The following is an 18966-nucleotide window of genomic DNA, read 5'->3' on the forward strand; positions in this document are numbered from 1 at the left end:
ACGCGCGCTCAGCTCTCGCCGAACACGCGCTTGAAGATCGTGTCGACATGCTTGAGGTGATAGCCGAGGTCGAACTGCTCCTCGATCTCGGCGTCGGTGAGATACTTCTTCACTTCAGTGTCCTTCTTCAGGAGCTGAAGGAAGTCGCCTTCGCCGCGCCAGACCGGCATCGCGTTGCGCTGCACGAGCTTGTAGGCGTCCTCGCGGCTTGCGCCCTTCTGGGTCAGCGCCAGCAGCACGCGCTGCGAATGCACGAGGCCGCCGAGGCGGTCGAGGTTCTTCTGCATGTTGGCGGGGTATACCAGTAGCTTGTCGATCAGGCCGGCGAGGCGCACCAGCGCGAAGTCGAGCGTCACGGTGGCATCCGGGCCCATCATGCGCTCGGCGGAGGAGTGCGAGATGTCGCGCTCGTGCCAGAGCACGACGTTCTCCAGCGCCGGCGTCACGTAGGCGCGGACCATGCGGGAAAGGCCGGTGAGGTTTTCCGACAGCACCGGGTTGCGCTTGTGCGGCATCGCCGACGAGCCTTTCTGGCCTTCCGAGAAGAACTCTTCGGCCTCCAGCACCTCGGTGCGCTGCATGTGGCGGATCTCCACGGCAATGCGCTCGACCGAGGAGGCGATCACGCCAAGCGTCGAGAAATACATCGCGTGGCGGTCGCGCGGGATGACCTGGGTGGAGATCGGCTCGGGGACGAGGCCCATCGCCTTGGCGACGTGCTCTTCGACGCGCGGGTCGATCTGGGCGAAGGTGCCGACGGCGCCGGAGATGGCGCAGGTCGCGACTTCCTTGCGCGCCGCGATCAGGCGCTCCTTGGCGCGAGAGAATTCGGCATAGGCATAAGCGAGCTTGAGGCCGAAGGTCACAGGCTCGGCGTGGATGCCGTGGCTGCGGCCGATGGTCGGCGTCATCTTGTGCTCGAAGGCGCGCTTCTTGAGTGCCGCCAGCACCTTGTCGAGATCGGCGAGCAGGAGGTCGGCGGCGCGGGTGAGCTGGACGTTGAGGCAGGTGTCGAGCACGTCGGAGGAGGTCATGCCCTGGTGCACGAAGCGCGCCTCGGGGCCGACGATTTCGGCAAGGTGGGTCAGGAAGGCGATGACGTCGTGCTTGGTCTCGCGCTCGATCTCATCGATGCGGGCGACGTCGAAAGTGGCGTCCTTGGCCTTGGCCCAGACCGTCTTGGCGGCCTCCTTGGGGATCGTTCCGAGCTCGGCGAGGGCGTCCGCCGCGTGCGCCTCGATCTCGAACCAGATCTTGAACCGGGTCTGCGGCTCCCAGATCGAGGCCATTTCCGGGCGGGTATAGCGGGGGATCATCAGACTGCTCCAGGAAGGTGGGCGGGCGACCCAAGGGGGCGGCGACCGACCAAAATGCTTTTTACGCCGTGATTTAGCAGAGCGGACAGGGCGAAACAAACGATCTGGACCCCGGGCGAGGGGGATCGGCCAGCTATCCACCGCCCCCGGAACTAGCCCAGGCTGACGAGGCGCCGCCCACAAAAATTAACTGTCAATCACGGATCATTGACTGACAGATATTGAAATCTGTCAGCGAGACGTGTATATCCGTTCCCGGACGCTCCGATTGGGCGTCCCGCGGTGACCCGCCCGGGGAGCCCGAGGTCCGAAACACTTGCGGATCGTGGGACGTAATTCAGCGGTGGGGACCGTGGACGAATGGAGACTTAAGACAATGACGACCGAAATCATCAACTTCACCGGGACGATTGGGCATTGGCTCAATTTACTGGTCGCGCGCCAGATCGCGGCGCAGGCTGCAAAACTGCCTCATTAAGGCGAGAGCTTTCCGAAACGACCGGCACGGGCGCTTCGGAAGCAGCTCCATCGCCGGGTAACTGAGCCCTCAACGGGAACATGGTGCTGGCATGAATGAAGCCGTGATCTTGACGCCGGAGCGGATACTCGAAGTCACCGAGGACGTTCTGCGGCGCTACGGACTCGCCAAAGCCACCGTGGTTGACGTTGCCCGTGCGCTCGATGTGAGCCACGGCAGCGTCTATCGCCATTTCCCGAGCAAGGCCTCGCTGCGCGAGGCCGTTGCCAAACGCTGGCTGGATCGCATCGACGCCCCGTTGCTGGCGATCGCCGAGGAGCAGGGGCCGGCGCCGGCGCGACTCGACCGCTGGCTGCGCACGCTGTTCGCCGCCAAGCGCTCGCGCGTGCTCGACGATCCCGAGATGTTCGACACCTATCTGACGCTGGCGCGCGAGGCTTGCGCCGCCGTCAAGTGCCACAAGGACACCATGATCGACCAGATCGCGTCGATCCTGACCGACGGCGTGAAGCAGGGCGTGTTCGAGGTGGGCGACGTCAAGGCCACCGCCCGCGCCATCTTCGATGCCACCGTCCGCTTTCACCATCCAGCCCATGCCGACGAGTGGAAGGACGCCGATCTGCCCGCCCGTGTCGATGCGACCCTGGCGCTGGTGCTGCGCGGGTTGAAGGCGGCCTAGGCCGACACGCTCCCGCCAAAGCGCGTAACCGCTGATTCAGCCTTTCGCCTTGTGCAGCAGGGCCTCCTCGCGAAGAGGAGGCGAGCGGGTCGATTGCCTTCCGTTGGAGGAGGGGACAACTGGCGGGCTCTCCGGATATGTGTTCACCGCGATTTCGACAGCGTCCTTTGACCGCTTCCGAATGCGGTAGAATGTAAGCTCCTGATCGAGTGCGGGGCAGCGGAAGTGGACGACGGCCGTATCTGGCAAGCGGCAGAGTTCGTCGATGAGCTCGCCCACGGTGAGTAGCGGAGGATCGACGACCGTTCGGTGCGTGGCCTTACTCATGGCGCAACTCCTTCACTCTGCTGCTAACCAAAACGCGACGGTGTCGGTTCCATTCCGCTCACCTCACGCGCTGGATAAAGGCGCGAACTGCGCGCGCTAGAGCGCGGATCCCGACCGCATGCCGCGCGACCGTATTATGCCGAACGGGTCTTCGCGCCCGGCCAGTTTCCGATATGTCTTGAGGTCGTCAAGCGTCGGACCTTCCCCGCGTCTGGCATTCCCATTCGTTCCAACCGGAATCGACGTGCCGAGGCCGGCATAGAGATAGCTGTCGCCGAACGCCTTCTTGAGCGCGGCAAAAGTCGGCTCACCGGTGCAATGTCCCGGTGCTACGGCGTCGACCTTGAACCTGTCCTTCAGAGCGGTAACGACTTTCGCGATCGCATCGTCAGGCGCGACGACCAGATGAAATCCGCCGGCGATGAGATGAATCCTGGGATTGATACCGGTCGCCGCTTCGACAATGCGCTCGATCCCGGGGTGCGAACAACCGACCAGAAGGACTACGCCTTCTGCGGTGTTGACGGCCAAAGACAGCTCCTTGAGCTCTCTTGTCCCGGGCGCGTCGGAGATCAGCGAAATCAGCGTGATGCCAGGAGCAATCTCGGTCGTTTGATCGATCAGTTCGAAGTTTGCGTTGGCCCATGCCGAGCCGAACTTCATCACCGCTGGGGGCTTGCCTCCGTAGTACCGCATCTCCGGCGGCAGGGCTTCGTCTTTCCGGTAGAATCCGGAAGGCAGCGAAGAGCCGTAGATGCCAAATCCTTCCCTGGGCGCGTAGATCTTGACGGTCGGATTGACGCTCAGGACGTAGGACAAACCCGCCATATGATCGGAGTGGCGGTGCGAAAGAACGACAAAGTCGAGGTTCGAAAGGTCGACACCCCTGGCCTTCACGTTTGCGGCGAAGATCTCGGGGTCGTTACCCGTGTCGAACAAGATGCGTTTTCCCGCGACTTCGACAAGAGCGGAAAAACCCCAGTCCTTCGTCATCGCATCATTTGTGCCGAAGGCGTCATAAAGAATGGTGATCTGGTCTTTCGCCTCGGCTGCTGCGCTTTCGGTGGTTCCGGTCGCGACAACGCTGAAGGCGATCAGTACGGCAAGAAGACTGTCCCTGATGTTCATGGAAGCGTCTCCTGTTGTCGTGCAAAGCATACAACGGGGGAACGAGGGCGGCTTCGAAGACGATCGAGCCTAGCACAATCTGAGAGCGACTGGAGACCTTCGTTGGAGCGGCCGGAACCAGATAGGCGTCCAGTCGCCGAGCTCTAGATCCGCGTCAGCCCGCAGCTCGCGGCCAGCCGCACGAGCTGCGCGTCGGTGCGCGCGCCGGTCTTGGTCTTTATCAGATAGTGATAGTTCTGCACCGTCTTGACGCTGAGATTAAGATGCGCGGCAATCTGCTCGGTCGTCGCGCCGCCGGCGAATTGGCGCAGGATCTCGATCTCGCGCTCACCCAGTTGGTCCAGCGCCGAGCCCGCCGACAGGCTGTCCTCGGCCAGGATATGCGCGATGTCGTCGCTCATGGCACGCTCGCCGCGCGCAACGCTGCGGATCGCCGTGACGACCGCGGAGGGCTCGCTGCTCTTGGTGACGAAGCCGCTGGCGCCGGCGCTGAAGGCGGCTTTCACCAGCACGGCTTCGTTGTGCATGGTGAAGACGAGGATGCGCGCCCGCGGGCTGCGCGCGCGGATGTTGCGGATCGCCTCCAGCCCGCTCGCGCCGGGCATCGAGATGTCCAGCAAGACGACATCAGGGTCGTGCGCCTTGAAGGCGCCGTAGGCGTCGGCCGCGTTGTCGGCTTCCGCCACGACATGGAGATCGCCCTGGCTCTCCAGCACGCGGCGGTAGCCTTGCCGCACGATCGGATGATCGTCGACCAGCAGCACGGAGATGCCTGTTGCGGCGACATCGCTCATGTCGGCCTCACGCCGCGAGCGGGATGGTGGCGGCGACGCTTAGGCCTCCTCGCGCAGGCAGGATCGAGAGCGATCCGCCGGCCGCCGCGACCCGCTCGCGGATGCCGGTGAGGCCGAAGCCGGCCGACTGCGCCACGCGTGTCGCATCGCCGCCGCCGTCGTCCTCGACACGGATCAGCAGCGCGTCGTCGTCACCGGCGCGCCGCTCGATGCGCAGGGAGATTTCGCGCGCCGAGCTGTGGCGCAGTGCGTTGGTCAGGCATTCCTGCGCCACGCGATAGGCGGTGGTGGCGGCCGGGCCGCTGATGTCGGTGAGGTCGCCCTTGAGATCGAGCCGGATGGTCGGCTCCGCTGCGCTTTGCGAGCGCCAGCTGTCCACCAAATTGACCAGGCTGGCCTCGAGCCCAAGCTCCTCGGGCAGGGGATTGCGCAGGCGTTTGAGCGCATCGCGCAGCGAGGCCATCAGATGATGGGTGGCCTGCGAGATCATGCGCGCGTCCTGCGCGATTCCGTTATCCTTGCTCTGCTTCGCGCTTGCCGTCTCGATCGTGTTGGCAAAGGCGAGGATGGCGGAGAGATTTTGGCCGAACTCGTCGTGCAGCTCGCGGGCGAGCGCGCGGCGTTCGTCGTCGCGGATCTCGATCAGCCGCCTTGTCAGCGCCGCGCGCTGTTCGGTTGCTTCCTCCAGCCGGCCGCCGAGCTCGCCGACGGCGCTGCCGATCATCGCCAGCTCCATGGAGCGGAAGCGCGGCAGTTTCGTGCGATACTGGCCCCGCGCCATGCGCTGGAGCGCGGTGACGATGGTGCGCGCCGGCGCCAGCGCGTGTGCGATGGCGAGCGACGCCAAGAGCGCGATCGCCGCCGCCATCAGAAGCGCGACATCGACCACGTTGAGGAGATACTCCCAGGCAAGCGAGATGGCCGCCGCGGCATCCGGTGTCGCGACGACCGTTCCGGCGGCTGCTGCGCGGGGACTGACGGGCCTTATCACTTCGGCGTGGCTGCCGAGGAAGATGGGTACGATCGCGGTGAACCAGCGCGGCGGCGTCTTGCCCAGCCCCACACTCTGGCCGCAGAGCGGCCTTTCGAATGCAATGGCGGGCTGGAACTCGACGCAGACGCCGGGCGAGATCAGCTTCATCGTCTCCAGGGTGCGCCACTCCGGAACCGGCAAAAGCTGCTCGCGCGTTCTGCTGCTGCGCAACAAGAACTCGTGCCAGTACAGCGCCTGAAGCGCCTGCGCGACCCGCTGCGCCGAGGCCGCGGTCGCCCGGTCGACGCTGCGATAGGCGTCGAACGTGGCCCAGACGGTCGCAGCGCCAAGGCAGAGCGCGACGATCAGCAGCAGACGGGCGACAAGCTGAAGCACGAGGCGCATGCGATCACCCTCAACGTTTGGTAAGGTCAGCCTAACAACGCCGCCGCGCCTTGCCAATTGCGGGGTTTGGGCCGGATTGCAGCTCGGGCAAATTTCCCAAGCCGGATTGGGCATGGCTCTTTGGACCGCGCGCGGCGGCTTTGATCTAATCGGGGTGGAATCGTTGCAGGCCAGTCCCTGCAAGCCAATCCCTGCAAGCCAGGAGCGGTGCAGCATGAGTTCGATGACGATTGGACCGATCGCGGGGTCTGCTGCCGACCCATCCGAGCGCAGCGCGCTGCTGTTCTGGATGATCTTCACCGGGCTGTCGATCTTCGCCGTCGTGCTGCTGTGGCGCTTCGGCCTGATCCGTCTGATGCTGACCTCGGACCGCACCTACATTTCCAGCGTGATCGCGCTGCTCTATGTCGTCACCTGCGGTCACTGCTTCCTGCGGACACGGGCGATCGCCCGTGAAGGCGCGGCGGCGCGGCGCTGCCGGGCGGTGCTCGCGGCGCCCGGGGGCAGCAAGGCGCTCGACGGCAGCGCGGCCGCGCTGCCACGCGGGCTGGTGCGGGACCACATCGAGAGCCTCGTGACGAAAGCGTCCGCGCAGGACTACCGGGCGGTCGACCAGACGCTGCTGCTGCGAACGCTGGCCGACCGGCTGCGCGGCTCCAACGGGTTCGGTGCCTTCGTCTCGGACACGCTGATGAAGCTCGGCCTGCTCGGCACCATCATCGGCTTCATCATCATGCTGGCGCCGATCGCGGGGCTGGATGCCGCCGACAAGGTCGCGATGCGCTCCTCGATGGGGCTGATGAGCGACGGCATGGCGGTCGCGATGTACACCACGCTGGCGGGCCTCGTCGGCTCGATCCTGGTCCGCATCCAGTATTACATGCTGGATGCCGCGACCCAGCGGGTGTTCTCGGATGCTGTGGTGCTGACCGAGACCTATGTAACGCCGGTGCTGGAACGCAAAGGCGCTGGAACCGCGTCATGATGGATGACTTTGGTCTCTATCCGCGCGAGGAGCCGTTCGATCCGCTGGGCGTGATGCTGTTCAAGGCGCTCCAGGTGATCGCCTTCCTGTTCTTCCTCGCGCTCCTCGCGGTGTCGCCCGATGCCAAGGACGGCAAGATCGACTCCAAGGCCGAGTTCATGATCACGCTGGACTGGCCGGACAGCCATCCAGACGATCTCGACCTGTTCGTGCAGGATCCCGCAGGCAACATCGCCTGGTATCGCCACCGCGAAGCCGGCTTCCTCACGCTCGATCGCGACGACCGGGGCGGGGCCAACGATTTCATCATGGTCAACGGCAAGAAGATCGCCTCGCCGATCCGCGAGGAGATCGTCACGGTGCGCGGCATCCTCGCCGGTGAATACACCGTCAACGTCTCGCATTTCGTGGCGACGACCGGCGAACCGGTCCAGGCCAATGTGAAGGTGCAGAAGCTCAATCCGACCGCGCAGGTGGTCTTCGACAACAAGTTCACGCTCGATCACACCGGTGACGAGAAGACCGCGGTGCGGTTCCGGCTCGATGCGGAGGGAAAGGTCGTCAATGTGGACCAGCGGCCGAAATCGCTGCTGGAGACGTTCCGCAGCAGTTGGCGCAACGGCGCCGATCTCGACCCGCGGACGGGGGTGAGCAGGAACGCTGTGAGGGTGCGCCGTGACTAGCCCGCAGACGGTCATCCTCACGCTGTCGGTCGCCTACGCCGTTATCGGCGCGCTGCTGCTGGTTGTGCTGGTCTATGCGCGGCTGCACTGGTCGTTGAAGGCCGTCGCGGTGGTCGTGACCAGCGCCTTCTATGTCGTCAGCTTCACCGAGATGCGCGGGCTGCTGGGCTGGGCCAGTTCCGACCGGCTGCCGGCGACCTTCAAGCTGCTGAAGGCCCGCATCGTCGAGCCGCATTCGCTGGAGGGCGATCCCGGCTCGATCTATCTCTGGGTCGAGCAGCTCGACGAAGACAATCGGCCGAGCGGCATCCCGCGCGCCTTTCGTGTGCCCTACAATGACAGGCTGGCCGACAAGACCCATGCGGCGGAGAACGAGATCGCGCTGGGACATCCGCAAGGCGGCCGCGCCGCCGATTTCGGCGGCGGCGATGGCAGCCTGATCGACATGGTCCGGGAATACGTGACGCCCAAGACCATTCTGGAGACCACCGGCGGCGATTCCTCGACCGGCGAATTCCTGGCACCACCCGCCGGCGCGGAAGGCGCGGTGTTCACCCCGATTCCGCCGCCCCGGATGCCGCCGAAGGACGAGCAATAGGCTCTTCACTATCGCCGCAGGGCCCCGCTGGAAAACGCACCCGCACTGGCGCATCTTCTTGACGTCCCTCAATTTGGCCTTATCGGCTTCCGATAAGGCCTTTGGGGTGGAGGGTGCGTGCTTCTCGCTGTCTTCTCGGATATCCACGGCAACCGGCAGGCGTTCGAGGCCTGCCTGAAGGTTGCCCGCGCGAAGGGCGCGGAGCGGTTCGTCCTGCTCGGCGATTTCGTCGGCTATGGCGCCGATCCAGAATGGGTCGTGGATACCGTGATGGGTCTGGTCCGGGAGGGTGCCATCGCCGTCCGCGGCAATCATGACGAGGCGGTCAACACCACGACCGAAGCCATGAATGCGGAGGCGCAGATCGCGATCGAATGGACGCGCGGACGGCTCGACGTCGCGCAGCGGCGGTTCCTCGCCGAGCTGCCGATGCTGGTGGATGAGAAGGAGCGCCTTTACGTCCACTCGGAGGCCTCGAGCCCACAGCGCTGGCACTATGTCCGCTCGACGGCGGATGCCGCCAAGAGCCTGATATCGACGCCCGCCCATGTCACCTTCTGCGGCCACATCCATCGCCCGGCGCTCTATTCGATGTCGGTGACGGCGAAGATGACGAGCCTCGTGCCCAAGACCGACGTTTCCGTGCCGCTGCTGCGCGGGCGGCAATGGCTGGCCGTGCTGGGTTCGGTGGGCCAGCCTCGCGACGGCGATCCATCCGCAGCCTTCGTGCTGTTCGACACCGTGTCGTGTCAGATCACCTATTGCCGCGCGCCCTATGACATTGCGAGCGCAGCGAACAAGATTCGCGAGAACGGCCTGCCGCCCTGGCTCGCCGACCGGCTGTCGCAGGGACGCTAGAGGCCGATGCCGCAACCCCTGGTCAAATCAGGCGCCGAGATCGACGGCTACACCATCGGCGACTGCGTCCATGCCGGCGGCATGGCGACGCTATGGACCGTCACCCATCCCGGCATCGACGTGCCGCTGCTGATGAAGATTCCGCGGGTGTCGGAGGGCGAGGACCCCGCCGCGATCGTCTCGTTCGAGATGGAGATGATGATCCTGCCGCGGTTCGCCGGGCCGCACGTGCCCTCGTGTTTCGGCACCGGCGACTTCGCGCACCAGGCCTACGCCGTGATCGAACGCATTCCCGGGACCACGCTCTACAAGCGGCTGCCCGACCTGCCGCTCCCATATGAGGAGGCGCGGCAGCTCGTCGCGAAGATCGCCGCCGCACTGGCCGATCTGCACCGGCAGAACGTGATCCATCACGACATCAAGCCGAGCAGCATCATGTTCCGCGATAGCGGCGAGGCGGTCCTGATCGACTACGGCCTGTCGCACCACAACCATCTGCCGGACCTGTTGCAGGAAGAATTCCGCCTGCCATACGGCACCGCGCCCTACATGGCGCCCGAGCGGCTGTTGGGGGTACGCGACGATCCGCGCAGCGATCTGTTTTCGCTAGGCGTGCTGCTCTATTTCTTCACCACCGGCGAGCGTCCCTTCGGCGAGGGCGAGACGCTGCGCGCGATGCGTCGCAGGCTGTGGCGCGATCCGCATCCGCCGCGCGAATTGCGCGCGGACTATCCGCCCTGGCTTCAGGAGGTGGTATTGCGGTGTCTCGAGATCGAGCCGGTGTGGCGCTATCCGACCGCGTCCCAGCTCGCCTTCGATCTCGCTCATCCGGAGCAGGTGAAGCTCACCGCGCGTTCGGAACGGCTGAAGCGCGACCCGTTAAGCGTGGCCTGGCGGCGGCGCTTCAACCTGGGCGTCATGGCGCCGCGCGCGAAATCGGACGTCGCCGCACAAATCGCCTCCAGCCCGATCCTCGCGGTCGCGCTCGATACGGTGGAAGGCGCGGGCGAGCTGAACGAGGCACTGCGCGTGACGACCGAGCGCATTCTCGCGACGCTGCCGTCGGCGCGGCTTGCCTGCGTCAACGTTCTCAAGCTCAACCGCATCGCGATCGACCGGACGCTCGACGAGCAGGGCTCCAACAAGCATATCGACCGGCTGGTCGCGCTCCGGCATTGGGCGACGCCGCTCAAGCTGGATGAGAGCCGGCTGTCGGTTCACGTGCTGGAGGCCGTCGACCCCGCCGCGGCGCTGTTGGAATTCGCCGAGGCCAATCAGGTCGACCACGTCATCATCGGCGCGCGGCAGAGCTCGTTCCGCCGCACGCTGCTCGGCAGCGTCTCGGCCAAGGTGGCCTCGGAGGCGGCCTGCACCGTCACTGTGGTACGGCCGCCGCGGATGGCTGCGGCGAAACCAGGCGCCGGCGTCGTGTGGGGCTAGGAAAGATCACGCCGCGTGGGCGGCGTGGACGGAGCGCTTGCGGCGGATCGGCCAGCAGAATTGCGGGCCGGGCTCGCCGTGATCCGCGCCGCCGCCGAAATACTGGATGATCTCGCGGCAGGGCTCGCAATTGAAGAGGTTACGCGACGCGGATGCCTTGGTCATTTCCTTCAGGCAGTTCGGGCAGTGCGGCTTCATCAGGCGTGGTCCAGAAAAGAATTCAATGCCGGCGCGGTGACCGGAGCGGGTGATCCGGGTCCGCCATCTCGGGCCCGGTGTCGTCGCGCCTCTCGCCTTCGGTGCGTTCGAGCCGACCGAAGAAATAGTCGAGGTCAGGATGCGGGCGCCGCGGGATGCGGCACCTGCGCTTCGCTTGACGCTTCACGAGCGCGATCTGCATGGGCTCAGGCCCGGTACCAGTCGCGGCGGACGATGCGGGCCGAACGTGCCGGGACCTTCACCGGTCCGGCCGACGGGCCAAACACAACAAACGCACTGAAACCAAGCCACAACGCCACGCCAGTCCAAACCAGGGTCGTCGTCATGATGTGCTCCCGCGAAAACAGGCAAGAATCACTAGCGGTGATTTGCACGAATCAGGGAAGTCCGGAGGAGTACGGATCAAGGTTGCAATTTTAGGCATTGCGCGCCGCAACACCCGCAAGATCCGCAGCCTTTCAGCGAATGTCTTGCTTGCGCTTCAGATCGCTTCGCCGCGTGCGCTTGCGGCGGCGTTGCGGATCGCGGCGATGTTTGTCTTGTACGCTTCCTGCGTGCCGCCCTTGAACACGGAGGTGCCGGCGACGAAGGCGTTGGCGCCCGCCGCGGCCAGGGGACCCGCGACATCGGGACCGACGCCGCCATCGACCTCGATGTCGATCGGACGGCCCGCCGTCATCGCGCGGATGTCGCGGATCTTGCCGATCGCGGAGGGGATGAAGGCCTGGCCGCCGAAGCCGGGATTGACCGACATCACCAGCACGAGGTCGACGAGGTCGATGACGTATTCGAGCACGCTGATCGGCGTGCCCGGGTTCAGCGAGACGCCGGCTTTCTTGCCGAGCGCGCGGATCGCCTGGAGCGAGCGGTGCAGATGGGGACCTGCTTCCGCATGCACGGTGATGTGGTCGCAGCCGGCTTTTGCGAAGGCCTCCAGATAGGGGTCGCAGGGCGAGATCATCAGATGCGCGTCGAAGATCTTCTTGGTGTGCGGGCGCATCGCCTTGATGACGTCGGGGCCGTAGGAGATGTTGGGAACGAAATGACCGTCCATCACGTCGAGATGGATCCAGTCGGCGCCGGCCGCGTCCACCGCGCGCACCTCTTCGCCGAGCTTGGAGAAGTCCGAGGCCAGGATCGAGGGCGCGATGGCCAGGGGGCGGGGAGTGAAGGCTTGGGTCATGGCGCGGTGTCCCGTGGCGGCCGTGAAAGATGATGCTCGCCTAACATGGGCCTCTCAGCCGGGCAATGCAGGGGTGGCTTGCTTCCTGTGGGCGGAAATTTCTGCCGCGACCGGCATGAATTGCCGGTGTTCCCGAGCCGCGCCCGGCGTCGCGAAGCCGGATTTCATTGAGCTTTTTGCGCTGGCACGACGCTTGCTGACATCACCGGCAGAACATTGGCTGCGGCGTGCCGCATCGGTCGGAGTTGTGCAATGTTGTTTGCCCTTGGTGCCGTATCGAGCGCGCTCGACGCAATCCAGTCGCTGACGAACTCGAAATCGTCCTCGTCGACCCAGAAGACGGGGTCTTCGCAGAACGCGCCGATCAATCCGTTCGCGATCGACAGCGGCAGCAGCACGACCAGCGGCGCGACCTCGCCGGTCAACGCGGGCAAAACTCCGCAGATCGCGCCTGAGACGATGAATGCGCTGTTCGCCGCGCAGAGCCAGTCGTCCAGCAGCACCGGCAGCACGGCCAGCTCGACCTCGTCGAGCTCGGCGTCTTCGACCCCGACGAGCCGCGACGCCGCGCTGAAGGACTTGTTCTCGCAGATCGACGGGGACGGCGACGGCAAAATCACCAAGTCCGAATTCGAGAACGCGCTGGGGGCCGGCGGCACCAACCTCGCGCAGGCCGATGATGTGTTCTCGAAGATGGATACGAATTCCGACGGCAGCGTCAGCCTGGATGAGATGTCGAAGGCGCTGAAGAGCGGCCATCACGGCCAGCATGCCCACGGTGCCGGCGGCTCCGGCGACGGATCGGATTCCTCCGCGAAGCCGAGCGGCGGATCGACCTCGACCACGACGACCGCCGCCGATGGCTCGACCACCACCACCGTCACCTATGCCGACGGCTTCAAGATGTCGACGACGGTCCCTGGCGCCTCCAGCTCCTCTCGCAATTCGGCCTACGATCTGTTCGCGCAGTTGATGCAGCGGCAAGGCGGGCAGGGCCAAGGCGCCTCAGCGACGGCCGGTTCGTCGATGTCGATGAGCGTCTGACGCCCACTCGCTGTCATGCCCCGGCTTGCCGCCTTCGCTAAAGCTTCGGCGGCCGAGCACCCTAGCGGCCCCGGCGTAGCCTTGGCGGAGCCGGGACCGACGCGCGATATGTGGTGAGAGGCGCGTGCCCCTTACGCGCCGAAGCGGTCCTTCCACGCCGGTAATGCTCCCGCAAACGGCAGCGCCGTCGCGCTGTACACGCCGCGCGCGATCGCGCGCGCGACCACGTTGGCGGCGACCGTGCCGAGCTCGGTGAGGCCGACCAGCGGCTCGATCGGCTTCTCGCAGGTCGCGGCCGCAAACAGCACGTCGCCGTCGGTCGGTGCATGCACCGGATAGATGGCGCGGGCAAATCCGGTGTGCGCGATCATCGCAAGGCGCTTGGCCTGGGCCTTGGTCAGCGTGGCGTCGGTGACGACGAGGCCGATCGTGGTGTTCTCGCGCGCGCTCGCGGCGGGGCCGCCCTTGATGCGCATCGCCAGCATGTCAGGCGTAAATTTGGGCGGCAGGCCGCGCCCGCCGAACTCGCCGTTCTCCTCGAACGGCGCCGCCCAGAACCACGGTCCGTCGCCGACGGTCGCGCTGCCGACTGCGTTGACGACCATGATGGCGGCGACCTTGATGCCGTTGGCGAGGACCGCCGAGGCCGAGCCGAGCCCGCCCTTGAAGGTCGCGGTGGTGGCCCCGAGGCCGGCGCCGACGCTGCCCAGCGCGAAGTCGTGGCCTGCGGCCACGGCTGCGGCGTAACCGAGATCGCGATAGGGGGCGAAGCGCCCCCAGGCCTTGTCGCCGCCGTTGAGCAGGTCGAACATGATCGCACCCGGCACCAGCGGGATCACCGCGCCGCGGATATTGAGACCGCGGCCGTGTTCCGCGAGCCAGGCTTGCACGCCGCCGCCGGCCTCGATCCCGAAGGCGGAGCCGCCGGACAGCGCGATCGCATCGACCCGTTCTTGTGTGCTGGCAAGATCGAGCAACGCATCCTCGCGCGTGCCGGGGCCGCCGCCGCGGACGTCGATCGCTGCGACCGCCGGGGCGTCGAAGATGATCGCTGTCGTGCCCGAGGCGACTTTCGCATCCTCGGCGTGGCCGACGCGGACGCCGGCGATATCGGTAAGCAGATTTTTCAAGGCCGGCACTCCATGCGCTTCAGGCATCAGCGATAGCGCACCGATGCGGCGCGCTCAACTCGCCAGCGCGGTCCTGAGCATCTTGGCGAGCTCGGATTTGCGGTAGGGCTTGGCCAGCAGCAGCACGCCGGAATCGAGCCGGCCGTGATGGACGATGGCGTTCTCGGTGTAGCCCGAGGTGAACAGCGTCTTCAGGTCGGGACGCCGCCGCGCCGCCTCGTCCGCGAGCTGGCGGCCGTTCATATGGCCGGGCATGATGATGTCGGTGAAGAGCAGGTCGATGCCCTTGTCGGCATCGATGATGGTGAGGGCTTCGGCCGCGTTGGCGGCTTCGAGCGCGGCATAGCCGAGGCTCTTGATCTGGGTCACGACATATTGGCGCACCAGCGCGTCGTCCTCGACGATCAGGATCTTCTCGTCGCCGCCGGCGATGGGCACGTTCTGGAGCGACTCGTACTCGGTCTCCTGCACGCCGCTCGAGCGCGGCAGGTAGATCTTCACGCTCGTGCCGTGGCCTTCCTCGCTGTAGATCTTGATGTGGCCGCCGGACTGCTTGACGAAGCCGAACACCATGCTGAGCCCGAGCCCGGTGCCCTTGCCGACCTCCTTTGTCGTGAAGAACGGGTCGAACACCCGCTCCATCAGGTCCGGTGGAATGCCGGTGCCGGTATCGCTGACCGCGATCATCACATAGCTGCCGGCGACGACGTCGGGATTCATGCTCGCATAGCCGTCGTCGAGGAAGATGTTGCGGGTCTCCAGCACCAGCGTGCCGCCGTCCGGCATGGCGTCGCGCGCGTTCAGCGCGAGATTGAGGATCGCGGTCGAAAGCTGGCCCGGGTCGACCAGCGTCGGCCAGGCATCCTCGGTGAGCTGCGGCATGATGGTGATCTGCTCGCCGAGGGTCGGGTGCAGCAGCTTGGCGGCCTCGAGCGCCAGCGCATTGACGTCGATCTCGCGCGGCTGGAGCGGCTGCTTGCGGGCAAAGGCGAGCAGGTGCTTGGTCAGTTGCGCGCCACGCTCGGCGGCGTCGTCGATCAGCTTGGTGATGGCGGCGAGCTCGGGGCGGTCGGCCACCGCGTCCGCGAGGATGCCGATCGTGCCGGTGATGACGGTCAGCACATTGTTGAAATCGTGGGCGACGCCGCCGGTCAGCTGGCCGATGGAGTCCATTTTCTGGACCTGCCTGAGCTGGGCTTCCGCGGCCTGCTTCTCGGTGAGGTCGCGGCCGATGAAGAAATGGCGCTTCACCGGTTCCGACCAGGTGCCCATCCAGTTCAGCGTCACCTCGTGACCGTCGTAGTGGTAGTAGCGCGCCTCGAAGCTGCGCTTGACCGCGCCACGCCGCGCCGCGCGCATCTCGCTTCGGGTGTTGTCGAGGTCATCGGGGTGAATGAACTCGATGGCGCTGTGCCCGATCATGTCCTCCGGCTTGTACCCGAGGATGTCCCTCACGCTCGGGCTGATCTGGATGAAGTTGCCGTAACCGTCCGTCACGAGGATCAGGTCCTGCGAGGTCTCGAAGATGCGCTGGCGCTCCTCGATCTCGCGGTTGAGGGCGGATTCCGCCCGCTTCCGCTCGGTGATGTCGCGGGCGACCTTGGAGGCGCCGATGATCTTGCCGTCGGTCGATCGCAGCGGGACCTGGCTCAGCAGGACGTCGATCGGCTGGCCGCTCTTGTGCAGCCGCACGGTCTCGTGCTGGTCGATGACCTCGCCGTTGCGGGTGCGGGCCAGCATTTCGGCGACTTCCTCGCGCTGCCCCTCGGGCATGATGATATCGACCTGTCGGCCGATCGCTTCGCTCGCGGAGTAGCCGAAGACGCGCTCGGCCGCCTTGTTCCAGGACGTGATGGTGCCGTCGAGCGACTTCGTGATGATGGCGTCGTTGGAGGACTCGACGACGGCGCTGAACAGCCGCTCGCGCTCGGCATAATAGTTCCGCTCCGAGCTCGACTGCCGCTGCAGCGCGCCGACCATGCCTGCCGTGTTCGCCTGGAGGCGCACGTTCTCGATGAGCAGCACCGCGAGCACGAAACTCGACGCACCGAGGCCATAGAGCCGGCCGGCATAGAAGCCCAGATCGAAGCGCGCGACGTTGACGATCGCCGACAGCGCGATGTCGAACAGCCAGGCGCACATCGTGACCATGAGCCAGATGTCGATCACCGTGTGCGGCTTGCGAAACCACAGCGTGACCAGCGCGGCGAAGCTCAGGGACCACACGAACGACACCACGCCGATCATGGTGGGGGTGTAGTGGCCGTCCTTGAGCAGGACCGGCAGCAGGCCGTGCTGCGCGGTCACCAGCCAGGCGAACACGGTCAGCGCGACGAACACGCCGGCGACGGAGAGTGCGATCGCGGGAGCCGTCGCGCCCGCAATCCTGTTGCCGCCGTTGCCGTCCTTGAGCCAGGCGTAGGCCAGCACGAACAGCGGGAAACCGGCGTGCCAGATCATGTACAGCCAGACGGTGGTCTGCGAGCCTGCACCGAACAATCCGGCCGGGGCGAACAGCCCGGGGAAGGTGAGGGCGTGGGTCACCGCGGCGCCCGCCGTGAACAGGTAGCCGGTCGACAGCAGCAGCAGCGCGCGGCTGCGCAGCACGGCGAACTGCGACAGCAGCAAAACGGCGGTGATGATGTCGATGACCGCGAGCGCCGACTGGTAGCTCGCCACGAAGGCCGGCACCTGTACGAGCGGCACGCCCGCAAACGGTACGGCCAGTGCGAACAGAATCGCGGAGATGCCGACGATCGCCAACGCAGCCCTGCGATCGCTTCGCGTAGCCGGCAAGGTCGACAGGAATGTGCTTCGGTCGTTAGGCGCTAGCACGTCGATCTCTCGTAAGCCGGCATGATGACCTCCTACGTCAATCTCTTCCGGCCGGGAAGCCGCTACCCGCATGGTAGCCCGCTCCGGGCGCGCATCCTGACAGAAAGCGCATGCGACTCAACCGAAGGTTACAGCTTACTTAACTTGGGGTGGGACTTGGAACGGGTAACTGGTAAGAGGTGCTTTACCGGAACGGACTCATACTGCCTTGCCGGGTACTTGCGGTGAATTGAACCAAATAATGATACGTATCCGGGAGTTGTTCCCATGCGCCGTGTCCTCGTTGTCGACGACCAGAAGGAGGTCCGCGCCATGGTCGCGATCGTGCTTCGGGTCAATCGTTTTGACGTCGTCGAGGCCGAGAGCGGCGCAGCTGGCCTGAAAGCCTTCGGCGAGGGCGCTTTCGATGCCGCGATCATCGATATTTTCCTGGCCGACACCAGCGGCGTCGACGTCATGGTGGCCATTCGCGAGCGAGTTCCCGGGTTTCCGATCGTCGCGGTCTCCGGCATGACCGCACTGGACTTCATGGGCGAGGCGCCTGGTCTGGCCGACGTGGTATGCCTGCAAAAGCCATTTCGGCCGAACGATCTCCTGCAAGCGCTCCACAAGGCCCAGGCTGCGGCGGGCGGCGAGCTCTCCGCAGCCGTGTGACCGCACGGCGAAAGAAAACGCCCCGGCGAGCCGGGGCGTTGGATTGATCTGGCTAAAAGGTCAGGCATCCTGTCTCAGGTGCCGCTGCCCTTGATCTCGGCGTAGCCGCCCTTGGCATCCCATTTGTAGACGACGTAGTCGAGCTGCTTGATGTCGCCCTTGGCGTCATACTCGATCGGCCCGATCACGGTGTCCCACTTGCCGGCCTTCATCGCCTCCATGACCTTCTTGGCGTCGGTGGTGCCGGCCTTCTTGGCCGCCTGCGACCAGACCTGCATCGCCGCATAGGTGTAGAGCGTATAGCCTTCGGGGTCGATGTTCTTGGCCTTGAAGGCGTCGACGATCTTCTTCGCGGTCGGCTTGTTGCGCGGATCGGGGCCGAAGGTGAACAGCGTGCCTTCGCCGGCGGGGCCGGTGATAGAGGCGTACTCCTTGTCGGCGAGCGCGTCGCCGGCCATCAGGATCGTCTTGAGGCCCTGGTCGCGCATCTGGCGCAGGATGAGGCCGCTCTCCTGGTGATAGCCGCCGACATAGACGAGGTCGATGTTGTCGCGCTTCAGGCGCGAGACGATCGCGTTGAAGTCCTTGTCGCCCTTGTTATAGGACTCGTACATCTTCTCGGTGACGCCGGCCTTGTTGAGCGCCTTCTTGGTCTCGTCGGCAAGACCCTTGCCGTAGGTGGTCTTGTCGTTGAGGATCGCGATGTTCTTGCCCTTGAAGTTCTTGGCGATGTATTGCGCCGCGATCAGGCCCTGCTGATCGTCGCGGCCGCAGACGCGCGCCACGTTCCAGAGCTTGCGCTCGGTGAAGAGAGGGTTGGTCGAGGCCGGGGTGATCTGGAGCACGTTGCCGTCGGCATAGGCCTCGGAGGCGGGGATCGACGACGACGAGCAATAGTGCCCGGCCACGAACGGGATTTTCGCGCCGGCGATCTTCTCGGCGATCGAGCGCGCCTGCTTCGGGTCGCAAGCGTCGTCCTCGACGGATAGCGCGAGCTTCTTGCCGTTAACGCCGCCGGCGGCGTTGATGTCAGCCACGGCCATCTCGGCGCCGTTCTTCATCTGGCGGCCGAAGGCGGACTCTCCGCCGGTCATCGGGCCTGCGACTGCGATGGTGACATCCTGCGCGAGTGCTGCGCTCGATAGCGCGATCGACGCGCCGAATGCCAGACCGATGAGCTTCAGTGATTTCATGAGATACCTCGCGGGTGGTCGCCTGTGGAAGTTGCCGGGTACGC

Annotated in this window: 20 protein-coding genes; 8 read left to right on the plus strand and 12 right to left on the minus strand. The window is 65.5% G+C overall.

Features of this window, described 5'->3' with window-relative positions; genetic code table 11:
• Positions 1-8 precede the first annotated feature (8 nt).
• A complete protein-coding gene (gene purB, locus BJ6T_RS19400; protein WP_014494164.1) occupies positions 9-1316 on the minus strand; it encodes an adenylosuccinate lyase in 1308 nt (435 codons plus the stop codon).
• 569 nt (positions 1317-1885) lie between these two features.
• Between purB and BJ6T_RS19405 the strand changes: the two genes are divergently transcribed.
• On the plus strand, positions 1886-2473 hold the full coding sequence (locus BJ6T_RS19405) for a TetR/AcrR family transcriptional regulator (RefSeq protein ID WP_028158450.1): 588 nt from the start codon (positions 1886-1888) through the stop codon (positions 2471-2473).
• A 36-nt stretch (positions 2474-2509) separates the two neighbouring features.
• Here BJ6T_RS19405 and BJ6T_RS19410 read toward each other — a convergent pair whose 3' ends face one another.
• The 4 genes from BJ6T_RS19410 to BJ6T_RS19425 form a co-directional block, all read right to left on the minus strand.
• Positions 2510-2800 (minus strand): hypothetical protein, encoded by a 291-nt coding sequence (locus tag BJ6T_RS19410; RefSeq protein ID WP_014494166.1) that lies wholly within the window; start codon positions 2798-2800, stop codon positions 2510-2512.
• A gap of 96 nt (positions 2801-2896) precedes the next feature.
• On the minus strand, positions 2897-3928 hold the full coding sequence (locus BJ6T_RS19415; RefSeq protein ID WP_014494167.1) for an MBL fold metallo-hydrolase: 1032 nt from the start codon (positions 3926-3928) through the stop codon (positions 2897-2899).
• Between the two features lie 143 nt (positions 3929-4071).
• Positions 4072-4722, minus strand: a complete 651-nt coding sequence (locus BJ6T_RS19420; RefSeq protein ID WP_014494168.1) for a response regulator — start codon at positions 4720-4722, stop codon at positions 4072-4074.
• A gap of 7 nt (positions 4723-4729) precedes the next feature.
• On the minus strand, positions 4730-6100 hold the full coding sequence (locus BJ6T_RS19425; protein ID WP_014494169.1) for a sensor histidine kinase: 1371 nt from the start codon (positions 6098-6100) through the stop codon (positions 4730-4732).
• A 214-nt stretch (positions 6101-6314) separates the two neighbouring features.
• Between BJ6T_RS19425 and BJ6T_RS19430 the strand changes: the two genes are divergently transcribed.
• The 5 genes from BJ6T_RS19430 to BJ6T_RS19450 all read left to right on the plus strand — a co-directional run bounded on the left by BJ6T_RS19430 (position 6315) and on the right by BJ6T_RS19450 (position 10664).
• Positions 6315-7085, plus strand: a complete 771-nt coding sequence (locus BJ6T_RS19430) for a MotA/TolQ/ExbB proton channel family protein (RefSeq protein ID WP_028158454.1) — start codon at positions 6315-6317, stop codon at positions 7083-7085.
• On the plus strand, positions 7082-7768 hold the full coding sequence (locus tag BJ6T_RS19435; RefSeq protein ID WP_014494171.1) for a DUF2135 domain-containing protein: 687 nt from the start codon (positions 7082-7084) through the stop codon (positions 7766-7768). Before BJ6T_RS19430 ends, BJ6T_RS19435 begins: the two co-directional genes overlap by 4 nt.
• Positions 7761-8366 carry a hypothetical protein gene (locus BJ6T_RS19440; protein WP_014494172.1) on the plus strand — a complete coding sequence of 202 codons (606 nt, stop codon included), beginning with the start codon at positions 7761-7763 and terminating at the stop codon, positions 8364-8366. The genes BJ6T_RS19435 and BJ6T_RS19440 overlap by 8 nt, the downstream gene beginning before the upstream one ends.
• Positions 8367-8483: 117 nt before the next feature.
• Positions 8484-9224, plus strand: a complete 741-nt coding sequence (locus BJ6T_RS19445) for a metallophosphoesterase family protein (protein WP_014494173.1) — start codon at positions 8484-8486, stop codon at positions 9222-9224.
• Positions 9225-9230: 6 nt separating this feature from the next.
• Complete coding sequence (locus BJ6T_RS19450) at positions 9231-10664, plus strand: serine/threonine protein kinase (RefSeq protein ID WP_014494174.1); 1434 nt, start codon at positions 9231-9233, stop codon at positions 10662-10664.
• A 6-nt stretch (positions 10665-10670) separates the two neighbouring features.
• Here BJ6T_RS19450 and BJ6T_RS19455 read toward each other — a convergent pair whose 3' ends face one another.
• The 4 genes from BJ6T_RS19455 to rpe form a co-directional block, all read right to left on the minus strand.
• Complete coding sequence (locus BJ6T_RS19455) at positions 10671-10862, minus strand: hypothetical protein (protein WP_014494175.1); 192 nt, start codon at positions 10860-10862, stop codon at positions 10671-10673.
• A 22-nt stretch (positions 10863-10884) separates the two neighbouring features.
• On the minus strand, positions 10885-11064 hold the full coding sequence (locus BJ6T_RS19460) for a hypothetical protein (protein WP_028147458.1): 180 nt from the start codon (positions 11062-11064) through the stop codon (positions 10885-10887).
• Positions 11065-11068: 4 nt separating this feature from the next.
• Positions 11069-11209 carry a hypothetical protein gene (locus tag BJ6T_RS47290; RefSeq protein WP_167541699.1) on the minus strand — a complete coding sequence of 47 codons (141 nt, stop codon included), beginning with the start codon at positions 11207-11209 and terminating at the stop codon, positions 11069-11071.
• A 155-nt stretch (positions 11210-11364) separates the two neighbouring features.
• A complete protein-coding gene (gene rpe, locus BJ6T_RS19465) occupies positions 11365-12066 on the minus strand; it encodes a ribulose-phosphate 3-epimerase (protein ID WP_014494177.1) in 702 nt (233 codons plus the stop codon).
• Between the two features lie 252 nt (positions 12067-12318).
• On the opposite strand from rpe, the gene BJ6T_RS19470 reads away from it, so the two are divergent.
• Positions 12319-13110, plus strand: a complete 792-nt coding sequence (locus BJ6T_RS19470) for an EF-hand domain-containing protein (RefSeq protein WP_028170598.1) — start codon at positions 12319-12321, stop codon at positions 13108-13110.
• A gap of 131 nt (positions 13111-13241) precedes the next feature.
• Here the strand turns inward: BJ6T_RS19470 and BJ6T_RS19475 are convergent, their stop codons facing one another.
• Positions 13242-14240, minus strand: a complete 999-nt coding sequence (locus tag BJ6T_RS19475; protein WP_014494180.1) for a P1 family peptidase — start codon at positions 14238-14240, stop codon at positions 13242-13244.
• Positions 14241-14294: 54 nt separating this feature from the next.
• Complete coding sequence (locus tag BJ6T_RS19480; RefSeq protein WP_043900220.1) at positions 14295-17147, minus strand: PAS domain S-box protein; 2853 nt, start codon at positions 17145-17147, stop codon at positions 14295-14297.
• A gap of 195 nt (positions 17148-17342) precedes the next feature.
• Between BJ6T_RS19480 and BJ6T_RS19485 the strand changes: the two genes are divergently transcribed.
• Positions 17343-17729: a response regulator gene (locus BJ6T_RS19485; RefSeq protein WP_014494182.1), complete on the plus strand. Its 387-nt coding sequence runs from the start codon at positions 17343-17345 to the stop codon at positions 17727-17729.
• A gap of 74 nt (positions 17730-17803) precedes the next feature.
• Here the strand turns inward: BJ6T_RS19485 and BJ6T_RS19490 are convergent, their stop codons facing one another.
• Positions 17804-18922 (minus strand): branched-chain amino acid ABC transporter substrate-binding protein, encoded by a 1119-nt coding sequence (locus tag BJ6T_RS19490; protein WP_014494183.1) that lies wholly within the window; start codon positions 18920-18922, stop codon positions 17804-17806.
• Between the last annotated feature and the right edge of the window lie 44 nt (positions 18923-18966).

The sequence above is a fragment of the Bradyrhizobium japonicum USDA 6 genome, from assembly GCF_000284375.1.
Lineage (GTDB): Bacteria > Pseudomonadota > Alphaproteobacteria > Rhizobiales > Xanthobacteraceae > Bradyrhizobium > Bradyrhizobium japonicum.

Bases quoted from the DNA above. Each gene is read 5' to 3' on its own strand.
- purB (WP_014494164.1), bottom strand. From the start codon at position 1,316: ATGATCCCCCGCTATACCCGCCCGGAAATGGCCTCGATCTGGGAGCCG.
- BJ6T_RS19405 (WP_028158450.1), top strand. From the start codon at position 1,886: ATGAATGAAGCCGTGATCTTGACGCCGGAGCGGATACTCGAAGTCACC.
- BJ6T_RS19410 (WP_014494166.1), bottom strand. From the start codon at position 2,800: ATGAGTAAGGCCACGCACCGAACGGTCGTCGATCCTCCGCTACTCACC.
- BJ6T_RS19415 (WP_014494167.1), bottom strand. From the start codon at position 3,928: ATGAACATCAGGGACAGTCTTCTTGCCGTACTGATCGCCTTCAGCGTT.
- BJ6T_RS19420 (WP_014494168.1), bottom strand. From the start codon at position 4,722: ATGAGCGATGTCGCCGCAACAGGCATCTCCGTGCTGCTGGTCGACGAT.
- BJ6T_RS19425 (WP_014494169.1), bottom strand. From the start codon at position 6,100: ATGCGCCTCGTGCTTCAGCTTGTCGCCCGTCTGCTGCTGATCGTCGCG.
- BJ6T_RS19430 (WP_028158454.1), top strand. From the start codon at position 6,315: ATGAGTTCGATGACGATTGGACCGATCGCGGGGTCTGCTGCCGACCCA.
- BJ6T_RS19435 (WP_014494171.1), top strand. From the start codon at position 7,082: ATGATGGATGACTTTGGTCTCTATCCGCGCGAGGAGCCGTTCGATCCG.
- BJ6T_RS19450 (WP_014494174.1), top strand. From the start codon at position 9,231: ATGCCGCAACCCCTGGTCAAATCAGGCGCCGAGATCGACGGCTACACC.
- BJ6T_RS19455 (WP_014494175.1), bottom strand. From the start codon at position 10,862: ATGAAGCCGCACTGCCCGAACTGCCTGAAGGAAATGACCAAGGCATCC.
- BJ6T_RS19460 (WP_028147458.1), bottom strand. From the start codon at position 11,064: ATGCAGATCGCGCTCGTGAAGCGTCAAGCGAAGCGCAGGTGCCGCATC.
- BJ6T_RS47290 (WP_167541699.1), bottom strand. From the start codon at position 11,209: ATGACGACGACCCTGGTTTGGACTGGCGTGGCGTTGTGGCTTGGTTTC.
- rpe (WP_014494177.1), bottom strand. From the start codon at position 12,066: ATGACCCAAGCCTTCACTCCCCGCCCCCTGGCCATCGCGCCCTCGATC.
- BJ6T_RS19470 (WP_028170598.1), top strand. From the start codon at position 12,319: ATGTTGTTTGCCCTTGGTGCCGTATCGAGCGCGCTCGACGCAATCCAG.
- BJ6T_RS19480 (WP_043900220.1), bottom strand. From the start codon at position 17,147: ATGCGGGTAGCGGCTTCCCGGCCGGAAGAGATTGACGTAGGAGGTCAT.
- BJ6T_RS19485 (WP_014494182.1), top strand. From the start codon at position 17,343: ATGCGCCGTGTCCTCGTTGTCGACGACCAGAAGGAGGTCCGCGCCATG.
- BJ6T_RS19490 (WP_014494183.1), bottom strand. From the start codon at position 18,922: ATGAAATCACTGAAGCTCATCGGTCTGGCATTCGGCGCGTCGATCGCG.